Below are 19,616 nucleotides of genomic sequence, written 5' to 3' on the forward strand. Positions count from 1 at the left end.
GGGCATGTGTGCACGTGCACACATGCCCTCACTGGTCAGAGCGGACGGGTCAGAGCAGGTCGGTCAGAGCAGGATGCCGGTGGACGACGAACCCGAGTTGTCCTTCGCGATGGCCGAGTAGGCCGCCACCAGCAGGGACGGGTCCGGTCCTTCGAGACGACCCGGCTTGGCCAGCCCGTCGAGCACAACGAAGCGCAGCAGCCCCGCACGGTTCTTCTTGTCGGACTGCATTCCCTTGAGCAGGTCGCCGAAGGCGTCGCCGTCGTAGCCCACGGGAAGTCCCACTGCTTCGAGCACACTGCGATGACGGTCCGCGGTCGCGTCGTCCAGGCGGCCCGCGAGCCGGCCCAATTCGGCTGCGAACACCAGGCCCACCGCGACTGCTGCGCCGTGGCGCCAGCGGTACCGTTCACGTCGCTCGATCGCGTGGCCGAGGGTGTGCCCGTAGTTCAGGATCTCGCGCAGGTTGGACTCCTTGAGGTCCGCGGCCACCACGCGTGCCTTGACCTCGACGGAACGCCGAATCAGCTCGGGCAGCACGGTGCCCGACGGGTCGAGCGCAGCCTCCGGGTCGGCCTCGATCAGGTCGAGGATCACCGGGTCGGCGATGAAGCCCGTCTTGATGACCTCGGCGAGACCCGCGACGATCTCGTTGCGCGGGACCGTTTCCAGTGTGGCCAGGTCGACCAGGACCGCCGACGGCTCGTGGAACGACCCGACGAGGTTCTTGCCGGCCTCGGTGTTGATGCCCGTCTTGCCGCCGACGGCAGCGTCGACCATCGCAAGCAGCGTCGTCGGGACGTGGACGATCTTCACGCCGCGCATCCACGTCGCAGCGACGAAACCCGCCAGATCTGTGGCGGCACCGCCGCCGAGGCTCACCACAGCGTCGGATCTCGTCAGTCCGATTCGTCCGAGAACCTCCCAGCAGAAGCCGGCCACGGCAAGTTCCTTGCCGTCCTCGGCATCGGGGATCTCGATGCGGTGAGCATCGATTCCCTTCGCCGCCAACGACTCTCGTACTACTTCGGCGGTCTCGGCCAGCGGAGGTTGATGAAAGATGGCAACGGTCGCCACACCGGCGAGTTCGTCGACCAGATCGTTCAACAATCCCCGTCCGATGATCACCGGGTAGGGAGCAGCCGTTTCGACCATGACGCGCACAGGCTCGGTCATATCGGTCACCTCACACTTTTCTGCTCGTGGTACTGGGTCAGTTTCGAGACGACCTGCCCGACGACCCGCGCCGGACTTCGACCGTCGGTACGTACTCGAATGGACGCGACTCCGCGGTAGAGAGGTCGACGTGTTCGCATCAGATGTTGGTACTTCGCGCGTGGATCGGGCCCGGCCAACAGTGGCCGGGCGGTGTTCGCGCCGGTGCGCCGCAGGCCCTCGGCGACACTGATCTCGAGGTACACGACGGGCAACGGCGCCAGAAGTGCTCGGGTCCGTTCGGACAACACCGAACCACCTCCGAGGGAGACGACGCCGGAGTGCGTCGCCAACGCCTCTGCGACGACGGTCTCCTCGATGCTTCGGAAGGCCGGTTCCCCATCTTGCGAGAAAATGTCCGCGATCGTGCGCCCCGTGGTCCGTTCGATGGCCACGTCGGTGTCCAGAAGCTCGAGCTCCAGCGCCGCGGCGACCCGTCGACCGATCGTGGACTTGCCGGCGCCGGGCGGGCCGACCAGCACCGCGTACGGAGTCATCGCGGAGGTCGGGCAGCTGTGCCCTTCACGTAGTGATAGACGTTGCTGACCGTCTCCGCCAACGAATCTCCACCGAACTTCTCCAACGCTGCCTGCGCGACGACGAGAGCCACCATGGTCTCGGCGACGACCCCCGCGGCGGGCACGGCGCACACGTCGGAACGCTGGTGAATGGCGACGGCTTCGTCGCCGGTACTCATGTCGACCGTCGCGAGAGCACGAGGCACCGTGGAGATGGGCTTCATGGCCGCGCGGACGCGCATGGCTTCACCGTTGGTCATTCCGCCCTCGAGCCCACCGGCGCGGTTGGTGGAACGGAGAATGCCGTCGGGCCCGGGTGTCATCTCGTCGTGCGCGGCGCTGCCGCGTCGACGGGCAGTCTCGAAGCCGTCGCCGACCTCGACACCCTTGATGGCCTGGATCCCCATGAGTGCGGCAGCGAGCCGTGCGTCGAGCCGCCTCTCGCCGCTGACGAAGGACCCGAGACCCACGGGCAACCCGTGCACGACGACCTCGACGATTCCGCCGAGGGTGTCGCCGTCTCGCTTGGCTGCTTCGATCTCGGCGATCATCGATTCCTCGGCCGCCTTGTCGAACGCCCGCACCGGACTTGCGTCGATGGCGTCGAGGTCGTCACCGTGCGGCGGCGGGCCGACGTAAGGGTCGGAGGCACCGATGGAGATGACGTGCGAGACGACGTCGACACCGAATGCCTGCTTCAGGAATCGACGGGCGACGGTGCCGATCGCGACACGAGCCGCGGTCTCACGCGCACTCGCGCGCTCGAGAACCGGGCGGGCGTCGTCGAATCCGTACTTGAGCATGCCCGAGTAGTCGGCGTGGCCCGGCCGTGGGCGCGTCAGCGGTGTGTTGCGTGCGAGATCCGACAGGACGCTCTGATCGATGGGATCGGCCGACATGACCTGCTCCCACTTCGGCCACTCGGTGTTACCCACCTCGATGGCGATGGGGCCACCGAGGGTACGACCGTGCCGCACACCGCCGGTGATGGTGACCTTGTCCGCCTCGAACTTCATCCGCGCACCTCGGCCGTACCCAAGACGGCGACGAGCGAGTTGAGTGGCAATGTCCTCGGAGTTCACCTCGACGCCCGCCACCATTCCTTCGAGAATGGATACGAGAGCGGGACCGTGGGATTCTCCGGCAGTTATCCAGCGCAGCACAGCGACCATCTTTTCACGTCGGGGCCACGGTGATCGCCAGCAGGGTCGCCGCGCACATCGCCGGGCCGTGGGGCACTGCGACGTGGCGTCGCCCGGCGAGGACACAGGCCATCCCGGCCGCCCCGGTGAGCAGCGGCGCAGTCACGGCCGCCATGGCCCACGCGTCCACACCGAACTGTCCCGCGACGCCTCCGACGGTGAACGCCAACTTGACGTCACCGGCACCGAACGCGCGTGGCACCGCCAGGTGCACCACCAGATAACACCCGAACAATGCACCGGCGCCCGCGAACGTCGCACCGTACTCGTCACCGGTGACAGCCCATCCGATCAGTCCGGCCGCCCCGACGCCGGTGAGGAGGTTCGGGAGCCTGCGAGTCGCGAGGTCGACCGCGCTGGACACCACGCACCACAGGACGAACAGAGCGCACCACGTCACGGGAATCACTCTGGACCGAGCACCCGAGGGAGCCGACGCGACGTCCCAGCTCGGACATTGCCCTGTGCACAACCGCCGACCTGTGGACAACGCGCAGGCTGTTCACCGGACGGCGCTACGGCGCGGCGAGGGCGGCGCGCATCTCGTCCTTGGGTGCGGGCCGACCCGTGAACTGCTCGACCTGCCCGTACGCCTGGTTCAGCAGCATGGCCAGACCGGAGACGACGGTGCCGCCTGCGCCGCGGACTGCGTCGGCCAACGGAGTCGGCCACGGGTCGTAGATCGCGTCGAGGACGACGGGAGCCTGCGCCATCGCGTGTGCGTACGGTGCGGCGCCGTTCGCCGGAACGGTACTGACCAACACCGACGACGCAGCCGCAGTGTCGGCCAGTTCGGGATCGTCGACGGCCAGAAAAGCTGCGCGCACTCCCGACGCCGCCGCGCAGTCGAGGGTGTCCTGTGCTCTCTCACGCGAGCGTGCGACGACGGTGACCGATGTCGCGCCCAATTCGGCCAGGGCGACGATCGCCGGCCGTGACGTGCCACCGGCTCCGACGACGGTGACGGCCGTTCCCGTCAGATCGTCGGTCCCGGCTTCCCTCAACGCCCCGAGCACACCGTCGACGTCGGTGCAGTCAGCTCGCCAGTGCCCGTCGACGCGAACGAGCGTGTTGGCCGATCCAGCGAGCACAGCACGTTCGGTGCGTTCGTCGGCGTAGGTGAGGGCCGCGACCTTGCCCGGCATCGTCACCGACAGACCGATCCAGTCGGAGGCGAGCCCGTCGACGAGCCCGGGAAGCTGCTCCCCCGTGCATTCGATTCTCTCGTACGTCCAGTCGGTCAACCCGAGGGCGGCGTACGCAGCACGGTGGAGAAGCGGAGACTTCGAGTGCCCGATGGGGCTCCCCAGAACAGCAGCATGCACCGATCAGCGGCCGCTCTCGAGGAAGCCGTCCTCGACCAGTCCGATGTTCGCAAGGTGCTCGTCGTAGCTGCGGGTGAACAGCGTGTCGCCCGCCGCGTTGATGGTGACGAAGTACAGCCAGTCACCGTCGGCCGGCGCTTCGACCGCTTCCACCGCCGCGACGCTCGGCGCGGCGATCGGAGTGGCCGGGAGTCCTTCCATCGCATAGGTGTTCCACGGAGTAACGGTCGCCCGGTCGAGGTCGGTCGTCGCGACCTCGGTGGTGTCGAGCGCGTAGTTGACCGTCGAGTCGAACTCCAGCTTCTGAGGCTCGGCCAGGCGGTTGATGATCACCCGCGCGACCTTGCTGAAGTCCGCAGGCAACGACTCACGTTCGACGAGGGATGCGGCGACCAGAGTCTGATACGGATCGAGGCCGGAATTGGTTCCGGCGGTCAGGATTCCGGTGCTCTCGTACGTAGCGGCGCTCTCGGACACGAGCTGACTCAGGATCTCGCCCGGCGTGGCGGTGGGATCGATGTCCCAGCTGCCTGCCGCGATCAGTCCTTCGAGTTGACGATCACGATCGGGGACCCCACGTACCTGATCGGTTGCCCATGCCGGGACCCCCAACGCAGTCGGGTCGTCGACGCCACCCGCGGCGTTGAAGTCCTCGTACGAGATGCAGGTGGGGGTTCCGCTTCCCGTCGCGTCGACGCAACTGGCCTCGGACAACAGCGTGTAGATGCCCTTCTTGACCGCGTCGGTGTTGACGTCACGCGAGTCGTGCAGCTGGCGTCCCTCGGAGATCACCACACTTCCGACGCGCGACGCCGGGTCCACCAGAGTGGCGACGGCTTCGGATGCCGGCACATTGCTGGGCAGCAGGTAGTAACCCGGCTGCACCGACGCCATCGCGGAGTTCTGGACTGCGGCGCCCATGAACGCCCCCTCGCTGGCGACGACTCCCTTGGCGACGGCCTCGCCGCCGATCTGCTGCGCCGTGTCACCGGGATGGACCCGGACGACGACGGAGTCTCCGCGGGCACCGGCCGGGTAATCCTCCGCGACGACAGCGCCACCGGAGAACCGGTCGTACACGAAGTAGCCTCCGCCCGCGAGCACGAGAATCAGGACGAGGCCGAGTGTGGCCCCGATGATGCGGCCGCGCTTGCGCCGGCTACCGGCTTTGCGTGCGTGCCTTGTCTGCGCCCTGCTCCGGCCGACCTCCTGCGGCAGGCCTCTGGGGGCAGCGCCCTCGTGTACGGCACGATGGAACTCGCTGCCCTCCCCGGTCGGGTAGCCGATCGGATCGGTGTGGGCCTCGTCCTCGTGCTGCCTGTAGTTCACTCGCCGACCTCCGGGATGCGACTCTGCTCTTCCGACGGGGTGGAAACTGGGTGTTCTTGCCGAGCGAGATGCGCCGAACGTTCGTCCAGCCATCCCTGAAGGATTGCGACGGCCGCGGCCTGATCGATCACGCCGCGTTGGGCTTTCGCGCGAACGCCGCTGTCGCGCAGCGCACGCGACGCCGTCACCGTGGTGAGTCGTTCGTCGGCCATACGGATCGGAACGTCCGGTATGTGCCGTGCGAGTACGCGAGCGAAACCCTCGGCTGCTTTGACGGCGGAGCCGCTCTCGCCGCGCAACGTCCGCGGCAACCCGACGACGATCTCGACGACCTCGTATTCGCGGGCGAGCTCGACGACACGAGCGACATCGGATGCGTCCGCGCCTTTCGCCTTGGCTCTGGCCACGGTCTCGACCGGAGTGGCCAGTACGCATCCCGGGTCGCTCGATGCGACACCGATACGGACACTGCCGACGTCGATCCCGAGCCGTCTCCCTGGTCCCGGGTCGTCGAACCCTGGCCGATCCGGCGTCCGACCGGCGCCGGATCGGGCTGTGGATTCACTCACGATCAGGCGTCGACTGCTTCGGAGATACGAGCACGGACGGCCACGAGGGCCTGGGCGATGCCGTCCGGATCGGATCCGGAACCCTGCGCGGAATCGGCTTTACCGCCGCCACGTCCGCCGATCGCCGGACCGAAACTGCCGACGAGTTCGCCTGCCTTCACGCCTGCGTCCTGAGCGGCCTTGTTGGTGACGACGACGAACGGCACCTTGCCGTCCACCGAGCCGAACAGCACGACGACCGCCGGGTCACTGCCGAGCCTGCCTCGTACGTCGGTCGCAAGGGTCCGCAGGTCGTTTCCGCCCACACCGTCCGGTGCCCGAGAGATGACCGCCCGAACGCTGCCGATCCGCTCCGCGCCGGCGGCCAGATCCCCGGCCGAGGACAGAACCGCAGCAGCCTTGACGGCCTCGAGCTCCTTCTCCGCCACGCGGAGCTTCTCCACCAGCGTCTCGATTCGGGCCGGCACTTCCTCGCTCGGAACCTTCAGGGACGACGCAACTCCCGCGAGAAGCGCACGTTCCTTCGCCAGGTACCGGTACGAATCGAGTCCGACGAATGCCTCCACGCGGCGCACACCCGACCCGACCGACGACTCTCCCAGCAATGTGACGGGCCCGATCTGCGAGGAATGCTCGACGTGCGTGCCGCCGCACAGCTCCATCGAGAACGGCCCGCCGATCTCCACGACACGCACCTCGTCGCCGTAGTTCTCACCGAACAGCGCCATCGCGCCCATCGCCTTGGCACTCGCGAGATCAGTCACGGACGTGTTGACCGCGAAGTCGGCGCCGATCGCATCGTTCGCGACGGCTTCGATGTCGCTTCGCTGCGATTCCGTCAGCGCACCCTGCCACGAGAAGTCGAACCGCAGATAGCCGGGCTTGTTCAGCGAACCGGCCTGAGTTGCGTTGGGGCCCAGAATCTGTCGGAGTGCGGCGTGCACCATGTGCGTACCCGAGTGGCCCTGCGTCGCGCCCTTGCGCCACGCCGGATCGACGGACACACGTACCACGTCGCCTTCGGTGATCTGCCCTGTCTGCACCGTCACCTTGTGCGTCCACACCTTCTTGGCGATCTTCTGCACATCGTCGACCTCGACCGACAGTCCAGGCGCCGTGATGGTGCCGATGTCCGCGATCTGACCACCGGACTCCGCATACAGCGGACTCCGGTCGAGGATCACCTCGACAGATTCCCCGGCAGTGGCCGTCGGGACACGGACGCCGCCGGAGATCAGGGCGAGAACGTTCGCCTCCGAGGACAACTCGTCGAACCCGGTGAACTCGGTCGGCCCACGATCGACGAAATCCTTGTACACCGACAGGTCGGTGTGCGCATGCTTGCGGGCCCGGGCGTCGTCCTTGGCGCGTTGACGTTGCTCGGCCATGAGCGACCGGAACCCGTCCTCGTCGACGGTCAGCCCCGCCTCCGACGCCATCTCGAGCGTCAGGTCGATCGGGAATCCGTAGGTGTCGTGCAGCGCGAACGCTTCGGCACCGCCGATCGTCTTCCTGCCCGAGGACTTGACCGTCTCCGCGGCCGTGTCGAACAGCTTGGACCCCGAAGTCAGGGTCTTCAGGAACGCCGTCTCCTCGCCGACCGAGACGTTGAGGATGCGGTCGAACCCGGAGACCAACTCGGGGTACGACTCGGCCATCGTGTCTCGGACGACGGTGATCAGCTGAGCCATCGTCTGATCCGGTGCACCGAGCAGACGTGCGGACCGCACGATTCTGCGCAGCAGACGCCGCAGTACGTAACCGCGTCCGTCGTTGCCGGGGTTGACTCCGTCGGAGATCAGCAGTGCCGCCGTGCGGGCGTGGTCCGCGATGACACGAAAACGAACATCGTCGGTGTGATCGACGCCGTACGTGCGTCCGCTGAGTTCCTCGGCCTTGGCGATGACCGGACGTACCAAGTCGGTCTCGTACACGTTGTCGACGCCCTGCAGCAGGAACGCGACACGCTCGACGCCCATGCCGGTGTCGATGTTCTGCTTCGGCAGCGGACCGAGGATCTCGAAGTCGTCCTTGCTGATCCCCTGGCCGCGCTCGTTCTGCATGAAGACGAGGTTCCAGATCTCGATATAGCGATCCTCGTCGGCCTCGGGACCACCGTCGACTCCGTACTCGGGGCCACGGTCGTAGTAGATCTCGGAGCACGGACCGCACGGCCCGGGGATGCCCATCGACCAGTAGTTGTCCGCCATGCCGCGACGCTGGATCCGCTCGTCCGGAATCCCGGCGAGTTCCTTCCACAGCGCGATTGCCTCGTCGTCGTCGAGGTACGCCGTCACCCAGATGCGCTCGGGATCGAACCCGTAGCCACCGTCCTCGACGCTTCCCGTCAGCAGCGACCACGCGAACTTGATGGCGTCACGCTTGAAGTAATCGCCGAACGAGAAATTGCCTGCCATCTGGAAGAAGGTGTTGTGGCGCGTCGTGATCCCGACGTTCTCGATATCCAGTGTGCGGACGCACTTCTGGACGCTGGTGGCCGTTGCGTACGGCGGAGTCTGCTGACCCAGGAAGTACGGAACGAACTGCACCATGCCCGCATTGACGAACAGCAGGTTGGGGTCGTCGAGCACGAGCGAGGCACTGGGCACTTCGGTGTGCCCCGCCTTCACGAAGTGGTCGAGGAAGCGCCTGCGAATGTCATGGGTTTGCACTGGTACAGGTTAACCGGAGAACCACGGCGCCCGCGCATGCGCCGCGACCTGCGCGTCATCCACCGCGCACGATCCTGCGGAGCTTGCCGACGCGTGTGCCGATCTCCCGTTCGACTCCGTGATCGGTGGGTTCGTAGTAGTTCACCCCGACCAGCTCGTCGGGCGGGTACTGCTGACGAAGAACCCCACCGGGATCGTTGTGCGGGTACTTGTATCCGACCGCGTTGCCGAGCGCCTCGGCGCCCTTGTAGTGGCCGTCACGAAGATGAGGAGGGACGGTGCCGGACTTCCCTGCCGCGACGTCGGCCATGGCCGCACCGAGTGCAGCGATCACAGCACCCGATTTGGGTGCCGTCGCCAGATGGATGGTGGCCTGAGCCAGCGCCAGCCGCGCCTCCGGCATACCGATCATCTGCACCGCCGTCGCGGCGGCCGTCGCGGTCTGAAGCGCAGTGGGGTCTGCCATACCGACGTCCTCGCTCGCATGAACGACGAGTCGCCTGGCGATGAACCGAGGGTCCTCCCCTGCCGTGATCATCCGTGCCAGATAATGCAGTGCCGCATCGACATCCGACCCACGAATCGATTTGATGAACGCGCTGATGACGTCGTAGTGCTGGTCTCCGTCGCGGTCGTACCTCACCGCCGCCTTGTCCACGCTCGCTTCGACGGTCGCCAGATCCAGCACCGGCCCGGTAGCCGCACCCGCCGCTGCCTCCAGCGCGGTCAGTGCGCGTCGGGCATCACCTGCAGCGAGTCGGACGAGATGTTCCATCGCGTCCTCGTCGATGGACACCGCACCGTCGAGTCCGCGTGGATCGTTCGCAGCGCGGGTCAGCAACATCTCGATGTCCGACGACGCGAGAGGCTGCAACTGCAGCACGAGCGACCTCGACAGCAACGGTGACACCACCGAGAACGAGGGATTCTCCGTCGTCGCGGCGACCAGAAGCACGATGCGGTTCTCCACCGCGGCGAGCAACGCGTCCTGCTGTGTTTTGGAGAACCGGTGTACCTCGTCGATGAAGAGGACGGTCTGTTCACCCGCAGTCAATCGACGTCGCGCGAGATCGATGACCCCGCGGACTTCCTTCACGCCGGCCGACAACGCGGACAGGGCCTCGAACTTTCGTCCGGTTGCGCCCGAGATGAGCGAGGCGAGCGTGGTCTTGCCCGTCCCCGGAGGTCCGTAGAGCATGACCGACGACGCGCCGGAACCGTCGACGAGCCGGCGCAGCGGTGCTCCCGGCTTGAGCAGATGGCTCTGGCCGACGACCTCGTCCAGCGTGACGGGGCGCATCCGCACCGCCAACGGCGCCTCGGGTGGCGTGTACGGACGCGCCTGAAACGACTGTTCGGGGACCGAATCCAGCTCACCCGGGGTGGATGGCTCGTCGGTCGGCGCGTCGAACAGACCGTGTTCGTCGTTGTCGTCGAGACCGGAGCCGAAACTCGCGTTCATTCCCCGATCAGCGATCCCACTTGCTCTCCAGCGCCGTGACGACGCGGAGGGCGAACGCGGCGACATCGGTGTCACCCGTCCGAGTTGCTTGGTCGACGAGGACGTTCCATCGAGAGATGAGCGCATCCGAACGCGGCACCGACAGATGATGCGCGCGCGCAGCAGCGATACGGGTGTGGTCGTTCGGGAGGAACCAGTACGTCGTCAACCAGACCCAGATGAGCTGCGCATCCAGGATCTTCGACGCCAGAACACCGTCGTCGGCCAGATGCGGCCAGATGCCGACGACCTCGGCGCGCCACGCGTCGATCATGGCCTGCGCTCGGTCGGCGGACAGCTCGAAGTGGCACAGGCAGCCGGGGAACGACGCCAGCGCGTACGTGATGTCCAGTGTGGCGTCGCGGAAGCCACCCCACTCGTAGTCCAGGAAGCGGACACCTTCCTCGTTGACGAGGATGTTGTCCGGGCAGAGGTCGGACGGACTGAAAGCACGAAACGCACCGTGGGCGAACAGACGGCCGCTGCGCTCGACACGTTCACGCACAGCATCCGGAGTGTCGGTGATGCCGAGGTCCTCCTCGAGCATCCGGGGGACGGCGACGAGCGCGTCGGGGATCTGCGCCGAGATACCGTCGGCACTGGTCGGTACACCGGCCCGACGGAGCAGTGCCGCGAAATCGTCTTCTCGGCCCACCGTCGCAGCGTGCATACGCCCGAGCGCCTGCGCCATGGCCATCAGCGAGTTGGTGACCGACGCTGCATCGGAGTGCTTCAGTAGCGCCGTGATGGGGCTCGCGTCGCCGAGATCGCTGAGAATCAGCAGACGTGCACCCAGATCGTAGGCGAGCAGATCCGGACCTGGCCTGCTGTCGGTGGCGAGTGCCGTGGCGAATTGATACGACGCGGCTTCCCGAAGAAACGCCGAGGGGCCACCGGACTCGGTGTCGGCCGCCGAGTCGACCTCGGGACCGAGATCGGCAGACGCTTCCCTGACCTGCTTGATCACGAGAGTGCGTGGCAGCTGAAAGGGGTTTTCCGCCACCCGAACTCGGAGGACGGTTGCTTGACCACTGCCTCCGAGATCGACTGGGTCCACCAGCCTGACAGGTGCGCCGGTGCGCCTCGTCAGCAGGTGCTGAGCGGCGGCCACCACCTCGGATACAGGGTCTGCCAATGTTGCGGTCATCGGCTACCAAGATACCCGGTAGTTCCGACAGACTGTGGCGCCTGACGGCACCTACTGGAGGAACCTACGTACCGATTTCGTCACGACGCAGGAAAACCGACCGGAGCGACGTCCACGGACACCGAGATGCTGCTTTCCTCCGCCTCGGTGTAGATGACGCCTCGTAGTGGCGGAACGTCGGCGTAGTCACGGCCCCACGCCACCGTCGTGTACCGCTCGTCGACGAGTTGGTCGTTGGTCGGGTCGAAGGCGAGCCATCCAGCCGCGCCGGTCCACACGGCAGCCCAGGCGTGGGTGGCGTCCACCCCGATCATCCGTTCCTTGCCCGGTGGGGGTTCGGTGGCCAGGTAGCCGGACACGTATCGAGCAGCAAGACCTTTCGCCCGCAGGCACGCGATCGCGAGCCTGGCGAAATCCTGGCACACGCCCGATCGCGCCTCGAGCACGTCCGCGACTTTCGTCGACACCGTCGTGGAGCCGGACTGGTAGGTGAAATCGGTGAAGATGCGGTGCGTCAGATCGACGATCGCCTCTCGGAGTGGCCGACCTGCCGGAAAGCTCGCCTCCGCGTACGCCACGACGCCGTCGGTGATCTCCGGCGTGACGAGGTCGAGAACGAACTCCACGGCCGTGGCACGTGCACCGGACGCGGTGTACTCCCCCGGTGCCTGCGGCCTGGCCGTCTCCCACGGTTCCGTCGCACCCGACTCCAGGTCCCGAGTGGACGGCTCGTCGACCTCCACGAGCGAATCGGCGGTCACGACCAGTCTGTCGTGGTCGCTCGTCACGTGGAAGTACACGTCCTCGTTTCCGAAGACATCGACGCCGTAGGACTGATCCGTCGGCGCCGGCTGCACCTCGACCGACTTCTCGAGGCAACGCTGACCCTCGAACTCCCGCGGAGCGAGAAACCCGCGTCCGTACGACGAGGTCACGCGATCCGAATACGTGTAGGTGGTGATGTGCCGGATTCTGTACCGCCTGCTCATCGGAAATCACCACTTCCCGTCGTCTGACGTTGCGAGAGGTTACCGGCGACCGTCCCCCACAGCGGCTGAGTCCCGCCGGGAAGCACCATGTGCGTCGCAAGCACCACACGAGAGAGTTCCTCGAGCTGATCGTGAATGCCGTCCACCAACTCGACGAGGTCCACCCGCCTGCCCGAGGCGTCGACGCTTTCGAGGTCGCCCGGATCCACGCGTCGCAGCCGCACCGCGATCTGTTCGACGAGTTGTTCCGCCCGCGACGTGCCCGACGCGTCGGGAAGCGCTCCGAGATCGTCCTTGACTCGATCCAACTGATAGACCAACGATCGTGGGTTGTATTCGTCGAACAACAGCAGCTGCGCGACGGCGGCGGGGCGTGCACGGCCCCGGTTGCGGCGACGATAGATCACCGACGATTCCGCCGCGCCGAGCACGGAATCGATGACCGCCTGCTCGGTCGACGGTGTCAACGCATGGCTCAGCGTGGCGGACAGCAGTGCCGTCAGCTGAAGCCCGCGCTCGATCCGGCGGCCGCAGTCCATCAGGTACCAGCCCGCGTCACGCACCATCGACTCGGACGCCAGACCGGACAGTGACAGCAGACCGCGCAGCACCGAAGACTGCGACGCCGCCAGTTGTGCGCCGTCGGCGGTGTCGGTGTCGGCTAGCTCGCCCAGCGCTGCCTCGATCCGGCTCAGAACAGCCCAGGTGTCGTTCGACAGCTGATCCCTGACACCTCGCGCGGCTTGCTGCAGACGATCCACCGACTGTGCGACCGAGCCGAGTCGGTCCACGTCGAGCATCAGCGACCGAAGCTCGGCGACCGCGTCGGCGCAGACGTCCTCGTCGAAGAAGCCGGGGCCGGTACGAGACACCTTCGTCACGGCCTGCAGCAGGATGGGCAGGCTGTCGCTGCCGTCCAGCCACGGCATCGAGCGGTAATCCTGGTGTCGTTCGCGCGCCGCGATCAACAGACGTGTCATGTCCTCGGCGCGTTCGCTGTAGCGCCCGAACCAGAACAGATCGCCGAGCACGCGGGGCGAGCTGACGACGTCGACGTTCTCGGTCGCCGCGTACTGCGGCAACTCCTCGACCGAGGCGGGCGGCGTGTGGGCAGCCGAATCGGCCGTGGTCACCCGCTCGGCGGAACGCACCCACACGTCCTTCGACGCCACCGCGATCAGCGGGTCCGCCACGGGCGAGGTGACCAGGACCTGCCCCAGGCCGCCCGTCATCGGCGTGTATCCCGTTCGCTGGGCGACGCTGAACAGCCTCATCCCGACTTCGGCGGCACCGATCGTGCCGCCGAAACCCGACCCGGCGGGTGCACTGGAGAACTCGGGGACTTCCTGACCGACCCACGTCCACGGCTCGGCACGCAGACGATCGACGAATTCGCCTGCCGCGGCATCGGTCAGGTCGTGGCCGACGACTGTGTCACGAGTCGTCACGGATCGGAAGATCAACGAGCGAACGCCTGCCGTCAGACGCGAGACCCCGTGCTGCTCCCCGCCCCAGATCGACGGCGTCGACTCGAGCAGCAGGTCCTCGTCGAGCAACGCACGACTCAGCGCGGGTAGAAGAGAAGGAAGTGCCGGATTCTCGAGCACACCACTGCCGAGGGTGTTGACCACGGTGACTGCACCGCGACGTAGAACCTCGACCAGCCCCACGACACCCAACCGCGAATCGGGACGCAGATCCAACGGGTCGGTGAACTCGGCGTCGACGCGCCGCAGGACCACGTCCACCCGGCGAAGTTTGCCGAGCGAACGCATCCACAGGTATCCGTCGCGCACCACCAGATCGGCGTTCTCCACCAGCGGGAACCCGAGCACAGTGGCGAGGTACGCCTGGTCGAAAGCCGTCTCCGAGTGCGATCCGGGACTGAGGACCACGACGACGGGGTCCTCGGCAGCCGCGGGGGCGGCGTCGATGAGCGCAGACCGGACAGCGCGAGCGAACGTCGACAACGGGCGCGGATTCGTGTCCTGGAACAACTCGGGCGTCGCCCGCGACATCACACGGCGGTCCGCGAGCGCGTACCCGATTCCCGACGGCGCCTGTGTTCGATCGGCGACCACTCGGAACCGACCGTCGGATGCCCGGCCCACGTCGGCGGCGTGGAAGAACAGTTGCCGTGGACCTGGCACGGTGATCCCGTGCGCCTCACGGACGTACCCGGGGTCGCCGAACACCAGTTGCGGAGGAATCACACCGTCGGTGACCGTGCGCATGTCGCCGTAGAGATCGGTGAGAACTGCATCGAGCAGACGCGCGCGCTGGATCAGTCCGGCCTCGAGAACATCCCAGTCCTCGGCGGCCAGCACCAGCGGAATGCCGTCGAGGCCCCACCTCACCGGAGTCGTGAGCGCCTCGGACGCCCCCACCGACACGGGGTTGTACGTGATCCCGTGCTCGTCGACGAGGCTGCGAACTCGATTCTGCAGGGCGCGTTCGCCTCCGCGACCGGCCCGATCGAGCCCGACGATCAGTTCCGACCACTGCCGACGGAGGCCCGAGACTTTCCCGTCTCTCTCGCCGGCGCCGTCACTCAGCAGTTCGTCGTACCGGTCGTCCGAACCCGGCAACCCGCGCCGACGGCTGCGATACGCCTCGACCGCTTCCGTCGACGCGAATCCGACCGTCGAACCGGGCGCACCCGACGACGTCACCGACTCGGGCGACGCGCCGACAGGGGCCGCGCTGCTCGGTGTCGCATCCACGGGCACCATCGAGTCGTCATTCCTTCCGTCGGGCGTCGCGGGTGGCCGCGCGGGCCACTAGCCGGCGTAGACACCCGTACGCCGGAGATCCAACATGCCAGGCGCCGTCACGTCGATCGATTGGCGCGCCTGCAACTCGAGCAATCTTGCTACGTCCACCTTGCCGGAGGTGAACCCGCCCTCCTCGAATCGACCGTTGCGGCGCGCCTCGGCCTCGACCGAGTTCACCGGCGGCCCGTCGTAGGACCGCCCACCTGGATGAACCACGTGGTAGGTGCAGCCTCCGACTGCTCGTCCCGTTTGCTTTTCCACGAGGTCGAACCGAAGCGGACTCTGTACCTCGATGGTCGGGTGCAGTGCACTCGGCGGCTGCCACGCCCGGTAGCGGACGCCGGCGACCTGAACGTCCTGCCGTTCGGTCCGCAGCATCGGCACCGGAACCCCGTTGCACGTGACCATGTATCTGCCATCGTCCGCACCGGCGATCTTCACCTGAAGCCGCTCGACGGACGAGTCGACGTACCGGGCGGTGCCGGACGACGTCGACTCCTCACCCAGTGTGTTCCACGGTTCGATCGCGCCGCGCAGTTCCAATTCCGCATCACCGATCACGGTGGTCCCCAACCGCGGAAACCGGAATTCGGTGAAGGGGTCCAGCCAGCTGGTGTCGAATTCGATATCGTGCTCTCTCAGGTCCTCCGCGACTCGGCCGATGTCGCTGATCACGAAGTGCGGCAACATGTATCGGCCGTGCAGGTTCGACCCGTGCCGAATCAGCGGCGCGTCGAGCGGTGTGTCCCAGAACCTCGACACCATCGACCGCACGAGCAGCGACTGCACCATCGCCATCTGGTGGTGCGGCGGCATCTCGAATCCGCGCAGTTCCAGCAGACCCAATCGGCCGCGTGTGCTGTCCGGGCTGTAGAGCTTGTCGATGCAGAACTCCGCACGGTGTGTGTTGCCGGTGATGTCGGTCAGCAGATGGCGAAGCGCGCGATCCACCACCCACGGCGACGCAGTCCGGTCCGACCCCGTCAACCTCTGGATTTCACTGAACGCGACCTCCAGTTCGTACAGCGCCTCTTCGCGGCCCTCGTCGGCGCGCGGCGCCTGCGACGTCGTTCCGATGAAGCGACCCGAGAACAGATACGACAACGACGGATGTCGCTGCCAGTGAGTCAGGAGCGACACCAGCAGGTCCGGTCGGCGCAGAATCGGCGAATCCGACGGCGTGACGCCACCCAGAGTGATGTGGTTGCCGCCGCCGGTCCCCCGCGTCGTGCCGTCGTTGTCGAATCCTTCCGTGCTCAGCCGTGATCGGCGTGCTTCGCGGTACAGCGTCTCCATCAGCTCGTTCTGTTCCGCCCAGGACGACGACGGTTGAACGTTCACCTCGATGACGCCGGGATCGGGGGTGACTGTCAATGTCTGCACGCGTGGATCCGACGGAGGTCCGTAGCCCTCGATGACGACGGGCGTCTCGATCGCCGACGCGGCGTCCTCCACCCGAGCGACCAGATCGACGAAGTCCTCCAACCGGTCCACGGGAGGCATGAACACATGCAGGATGCCCTCCCGCACTTCGGCGACGAGCGCCGTCACGCCGTTGCCGCCGACGACGCCCCGATTCGACTCGTTCGCCAGTGCGAGTCGCGCGTATCGCGCCTCGGCCGGGTCGACGGGCCGAGGTGGACGCTGCGTCATCTGACGCGCAGGCAACGGATCCTTGCGGTCGGTCGGGTCCGACGGATTCTCCGGCGGACCACCGGTCCACGAGATGGCACTGAGCGGAAGCCGCAAGCCTGCGGGCGAGTCGCCCTCCAGAAGCACGATGCGACCACGGCGGAGAGTCCAATCCGCGCTGCGCCACCTCGTGCCGTCGGGAGTTCTGCCGATGGGCAGAACGAACGCCGCTGGTTCGTCGGTACTGGACTCGAGCTTCGCCAGCAACGCCGCACGGGCGTCCGGGGTGTCGGTGCCGGGTTCGATGTCGGCGTCGACGGGCGGATCGCCGTACGGCTGCCGGACGTAGTCGAGTAGCCGCACCAACGGATCCTCGAACGCCGGTCGTGCCTGCTCTGCCGGTAATCCCAGGCCTTCCACCAGTTTTTCCACCAGAGCCCGGGACGCGGAGTTGTCCACGTCGGCGGGCCGCTCGTCGGCAGGAAGCCACGGATCGGCGATCAGATCGGAGTCGCTCCACAACGATTCACCGTCGGTCCGCCAATACAGACCGACCTGCCACCGCGGCAACGGCTCACCGGGGTACCACTTGCCCTGGCTGCGTTGGACCAACCCGTCGGGTGCGTAGATGGTGCGCAGACGCTCGGCGAGTGCGCTGGCCAGGATTCGCTTGTGCGGACCGTCGGCGGTGGTGTTCCATTCGGGCGCGTCCTGATTCTCGATGGCGACGAACGTCGGCTCACCTCCCACCGTCAATCGAATGTCCTGCGCACTCATGCGGGCATCGAGCGTCGATGCAGTCCGCCGGATGGCGTCCCACTGCTCCTGGGTGTACGGCAGTGTCGTGCGCGGGTCCTCGTGTACCCGAACCACGGTGTTGGAGAAGTCCAGCTCTGCAGTGCATTTGCTCGTGGCGCCGGAAATGGCTGCCGCCGTGGACGGGTGCGGCGTCGCCGACAGAGGGATGTGGCCTTCGCCCGCGAACAATCCGGAGGTCGGGTCCATCCCGACCCACCCCGCACCCGGGAGGTAGACCTCCGTCCACGCGTGGAGGTCCGTGAAGTCGGCTGCAGGCCCGGACGGACCGTCGAGAGACTTCACGTCGGACGCGAGCTGCACGAGGTACCCGGACACGAACCGCGCGGCCAATCCCATCTGGCGCAGAACGGACACCAGCAACCACGCCGAGTCTCGACACGAACCGACAGCTGTGGTCAGCGTGTGGTCCGGGCTCTGCACACCCGGTTCCATCCGCACCGAGTAGCCGACGTCGCCGAGGACGGCTTGGTTCGCCATCACCAGAAAATCGATGGTGCGCAGCGTGTCACCGCGTTCGCGTGCGGCCGCCTCCAACTTCTCCACCCACGTGGACACGACCGGCCCTGGGCCACTTCCTTCTTCGTCCTCGTCGACGGGCCGCAGATACGGCTCCAGATCCGGCAGGTCCGCCTTGTCGTACTGAAAACCGAAATGCTCCGCCCAGTCCTCGACGAAGAAGTCGAGCGGGTTGATGACGGCCATGTCGGCGACGAGCCCGACAGTGATCGACATGTGATCGGTTCGTTCCGGAAAAACGACGCGTGCCAGAAAGTTTCCGAACACGTCCTGCTGCCAATTCACGAAATGCTCGGCAGGTTCGATCTTCAGCGAATACGCTTCGATCGGTGTCCGAGAATGCGGCGCAGGCCGCAGTCGGATCTCGTGCGGAAACACTTGGACCGTGCGGTCGAACGAGTAACTTGTTCGATGTTCCAGAGCGACCTTGATGCCCACGGCGAGCCCCTCACAAATCTCGAATCGGTAAGAACCACCAACCTTAGAGGTCCTCAGCTGTGCCCGCTCGGTGGAGAATCGACGACGAAACCAAACGGGCGGTGGGCGCGTAGTGCTTGACACGCACCCCCGGGTGCGGTTCGCTCAGCGTCGAAATCCAGACATTTGTCAACGACTCAACATCACGTCAGTCGAGGGGAACATCAGTGAGCGAGAACCCGCCCAACGGACCTCAGTACGGTTCGGATCCGAATCAGCCTCAGTATCCCCAGAACCCAGCCGGCGGGTACCCGCCTCCCGGAAACGCCGGTGGATATCCGCCTCCCGGTAGCTACCCTCCCCCCGGCAACTACCCACCACCTCCGGGCAACTACCCGCCGCCGCCGGTCGGCGGTAACGCCGCATACGGGTCCGGTTCACAGTTGCCCGGAGGCGGGCAACCAGGGAGCCTCGGACTACGTTTCGGCGCACGTCTGATCGACGGCATCATCGTCGGAATCGTGCTCGCGGTCTTCTACGTGATTCTTCCATCCGGGTTCTTCGGCAGCCTCCTCTTCGGAATCATCTCCGCAGTCCTCGGATTCTCGTATTTCGTCTTCCTCGAATCGTCCCGCGGACAAACCTTCGGCAAGCAGTTGCTGGGACTGCGCACGGTGGGAGTCGCCGGAGGCAACCCAACTCAGGCAGAGGCTGCGAAACGCAACGCCTTCATGCTTCTCAATATCGTCCCCCTTCTCGGCGGACTCCTGGTGTTCATTGCATACATCGTCATCGCGGTGACCATCAATTCCAGCCCGACCAAGCAGGGCAAGCACGACGAGATCGCCGGCGGAACCCAGGTCATCACCACGAAGTGACCCGCTGAACGATCAGCGAGCGGGCCCGCCTCCACATCGGCGGGCCCGCTCGCTGCGTTTCACCCGTCGATTCACCTGCCGGTTCGGTCCGCAGACGCGGATCGGTGCGGCAC

Annotated in this window: 14 protein-coding genes; 1 reads left to right on the forward strand and 13 read right to left on the reverse strand. The window is 66.5% G+C overall.

Going from position 1 to position 19,616, the window contains the following annotated elements:
* Positions 1–63: 63 nt before the first annotated feature.
* The 13 genes from aroB to CH290_RS12140 form a co-directional block, all read right to left on the reverse strand.
* Positions 64–1,176 (reverse strand): 3-dehydroquinate synthase, encoded by a 1,113-nt coding sequence (gene aroB, locus CH290_RS12080; protein ID WP_026348017.1) that lies wholly within the window; start codon positions 1,174–1,176, stop codon positions 64–66.
* A 5-nt stretch (positions 1,177–1,181) separates the two neighbouring features.
* A complete protein-coding gene (locus tag CH290_RS12085) occupies positions 1,182–1,712 on the reverse strand; it encodes a shikimate kinase (RefSeq protein WP_019666396.1) in 531 nt (176 codons plus the stop codon).
* Positions 1,709–2,896: a chorismate synthase gene (gene aroC / locus CH290_RS12090; RefSeq protein WP_033189742.1), complete on the reverse strand. Its 1,188-nt coding sequence runs from the start codon at positions 2,894–2,896 to the stop codon at positions 1,709–1,711. Before aroC ends, CH290_RS12085 begins: the two co-directional genes overlap by 4 nt.
* A 13-nt stretch (positions 2,897–2,909) precedes the next feature.
* Entirely contained in the window at positions 2,910–3,335 is a 426-nt protein-coding gene (locus CH290_RS12095; protein ID WP_230594246.1) for a prepilin peptidase, read from the reverse strand.
* A gap of 115 nt (positions 3,336–3,450) precedes the next feature.
* Positions 3,451–4,260: a shikimate dehydrogenase gene (locus tag CH290_RS12100; RefSeq protein ID WP_020110132.1), complete on the reverse strand. Its 810-nt coding sequence runs from the start codon at positions 4,258–4,260 to the stop codon at positions 3,451–3,453.
* Between the two features lie 3 nt (positions 4,261–4,263).
* Positions 4,264–5,589, reverse strand: coding sequence for an endolytic transglycosylase MltG (locus CH290_RS12105; protein WP_033189681.1), 1,326 nt, complete (start codon positions 5,587–5,589; stop codon positions 4,264–4,266).
* The gene (gene ruvX, locus CH290_RS12110) at positions 5,586–6,158 is read right to left on the reverse strand and encodes a Holliday junction resolvase RuvX (RefSeq protein ID WP_033189680.1); all 573 of its coding nucleotides are present in this window, start codon (positions 6,156–6,158) and stop codon (positions 5,586–5,588) included. Before ruvX ends, CH290_RS12105 begins: the two co-directional genes overlap by 4 nt.
* Before the next feature lie 2 nt (positions 6,159–6,160).
* Positions 6,161–8,830: an alanine--tRNA ligase gene (gene alaS, locus CH290_RS12115; RefSeq protein ID WP_033189679.1), complete on the reverse strand. Its 2,670-nt coding sequence runs from the start codon at positions 8,828–8,830 to the stop codon at positions 6,161–6,163.
* 55 nt (positions 8,831–8,885) lie between these two features.
* Positions 8,886–10,292 carry a replication-associated recombination protein A gene (locus CH290_RS12120; RefSeq protein ID WP_019666403.1) on the reverse strand — a complete coding sequence of 469 codons (1,407 nt, stop codon included), beginning with the start codon at positions 10,290–10,292 and terminating at the stop codon, positions 8,886–8,888.
* Between the two features lie 7 nt (positions 10,293–10,299).
* Positions 10,300–11,478: a protein kinase family protein gene (locus CH290_RS12125; protein ID WP_019666404.1), complete on the reverse strand. Its 1,179-nt coding sequence runs from the start codon at positions 11,476–11,478 to the stop codon at positions 10,300–10,302.
* A gap of 80 nt (positions 11,479–11,558) precedes the next feature.
* Positions 11,559–12,467, reverse strand: a complete 909-nt coding sequence (locus CH290_RS12130) for a transglutaminase family protein (protein WP_019666405.1) — start codon at positions 12,465–12,467, stop codon at positions 11,559–11,561.
* Positions 12,464–15,199, reverse strand: a complete 2,736-nt coding sequence (locus tag CH290_RS12135) for a circularly permuted type 2 ATP-grasp protein (protein ID WP_033189678.1) — start codon at positions 15,197–15,199, stop codon at positions 12,464–12,466. The genes CH290_RS12130 and CH290_RS12135 overlap by 4 nt, the downstream gene beginning before the upstream one ends.
* Before the next feature lie 48 nt (positions 15,200–15,247).
* Positions 15,248–18,646: a transglutaminase family protein gene (locus CH290_RS12140; RefSeq protein WP_033189677.1), complete on the reverse strand. Its 3,399-nt coding sequence runs from the start codon at positions 18,644–18,646 to the stop codon at positions 15,248–15,250.
* A gap of 206 nt (positions 18,647–18,852) precedes the next feature.
* On the opposite strand from CH290_RS12140, the gene CH290_RS12145 reads away from it, so the two are divergent.
* On the forward strand, positions 18,853–19,503 hold the full coding sequence (locus CH290_RS12145; protein WP_249277808.1) for an RDD family protein: 651 nt from the start codon (positions 18,853–18,855) through the stop codon (positions 19,501–19,503).
* Positions 19,504–19,616 lie beyond the last annotated feature (113 nt).

The organism is Rhodococcus sp. 06-156-4 (assembly GCF_002259345.1).
In the GTDB taxonomy this organism is placed as follows: Bacteria; Actinomycetota; Actinomycetes; order Mycobacteriales; family Mycobacteriaceae; genus Rhodococcoides; species Rhodococcoides fascians_E.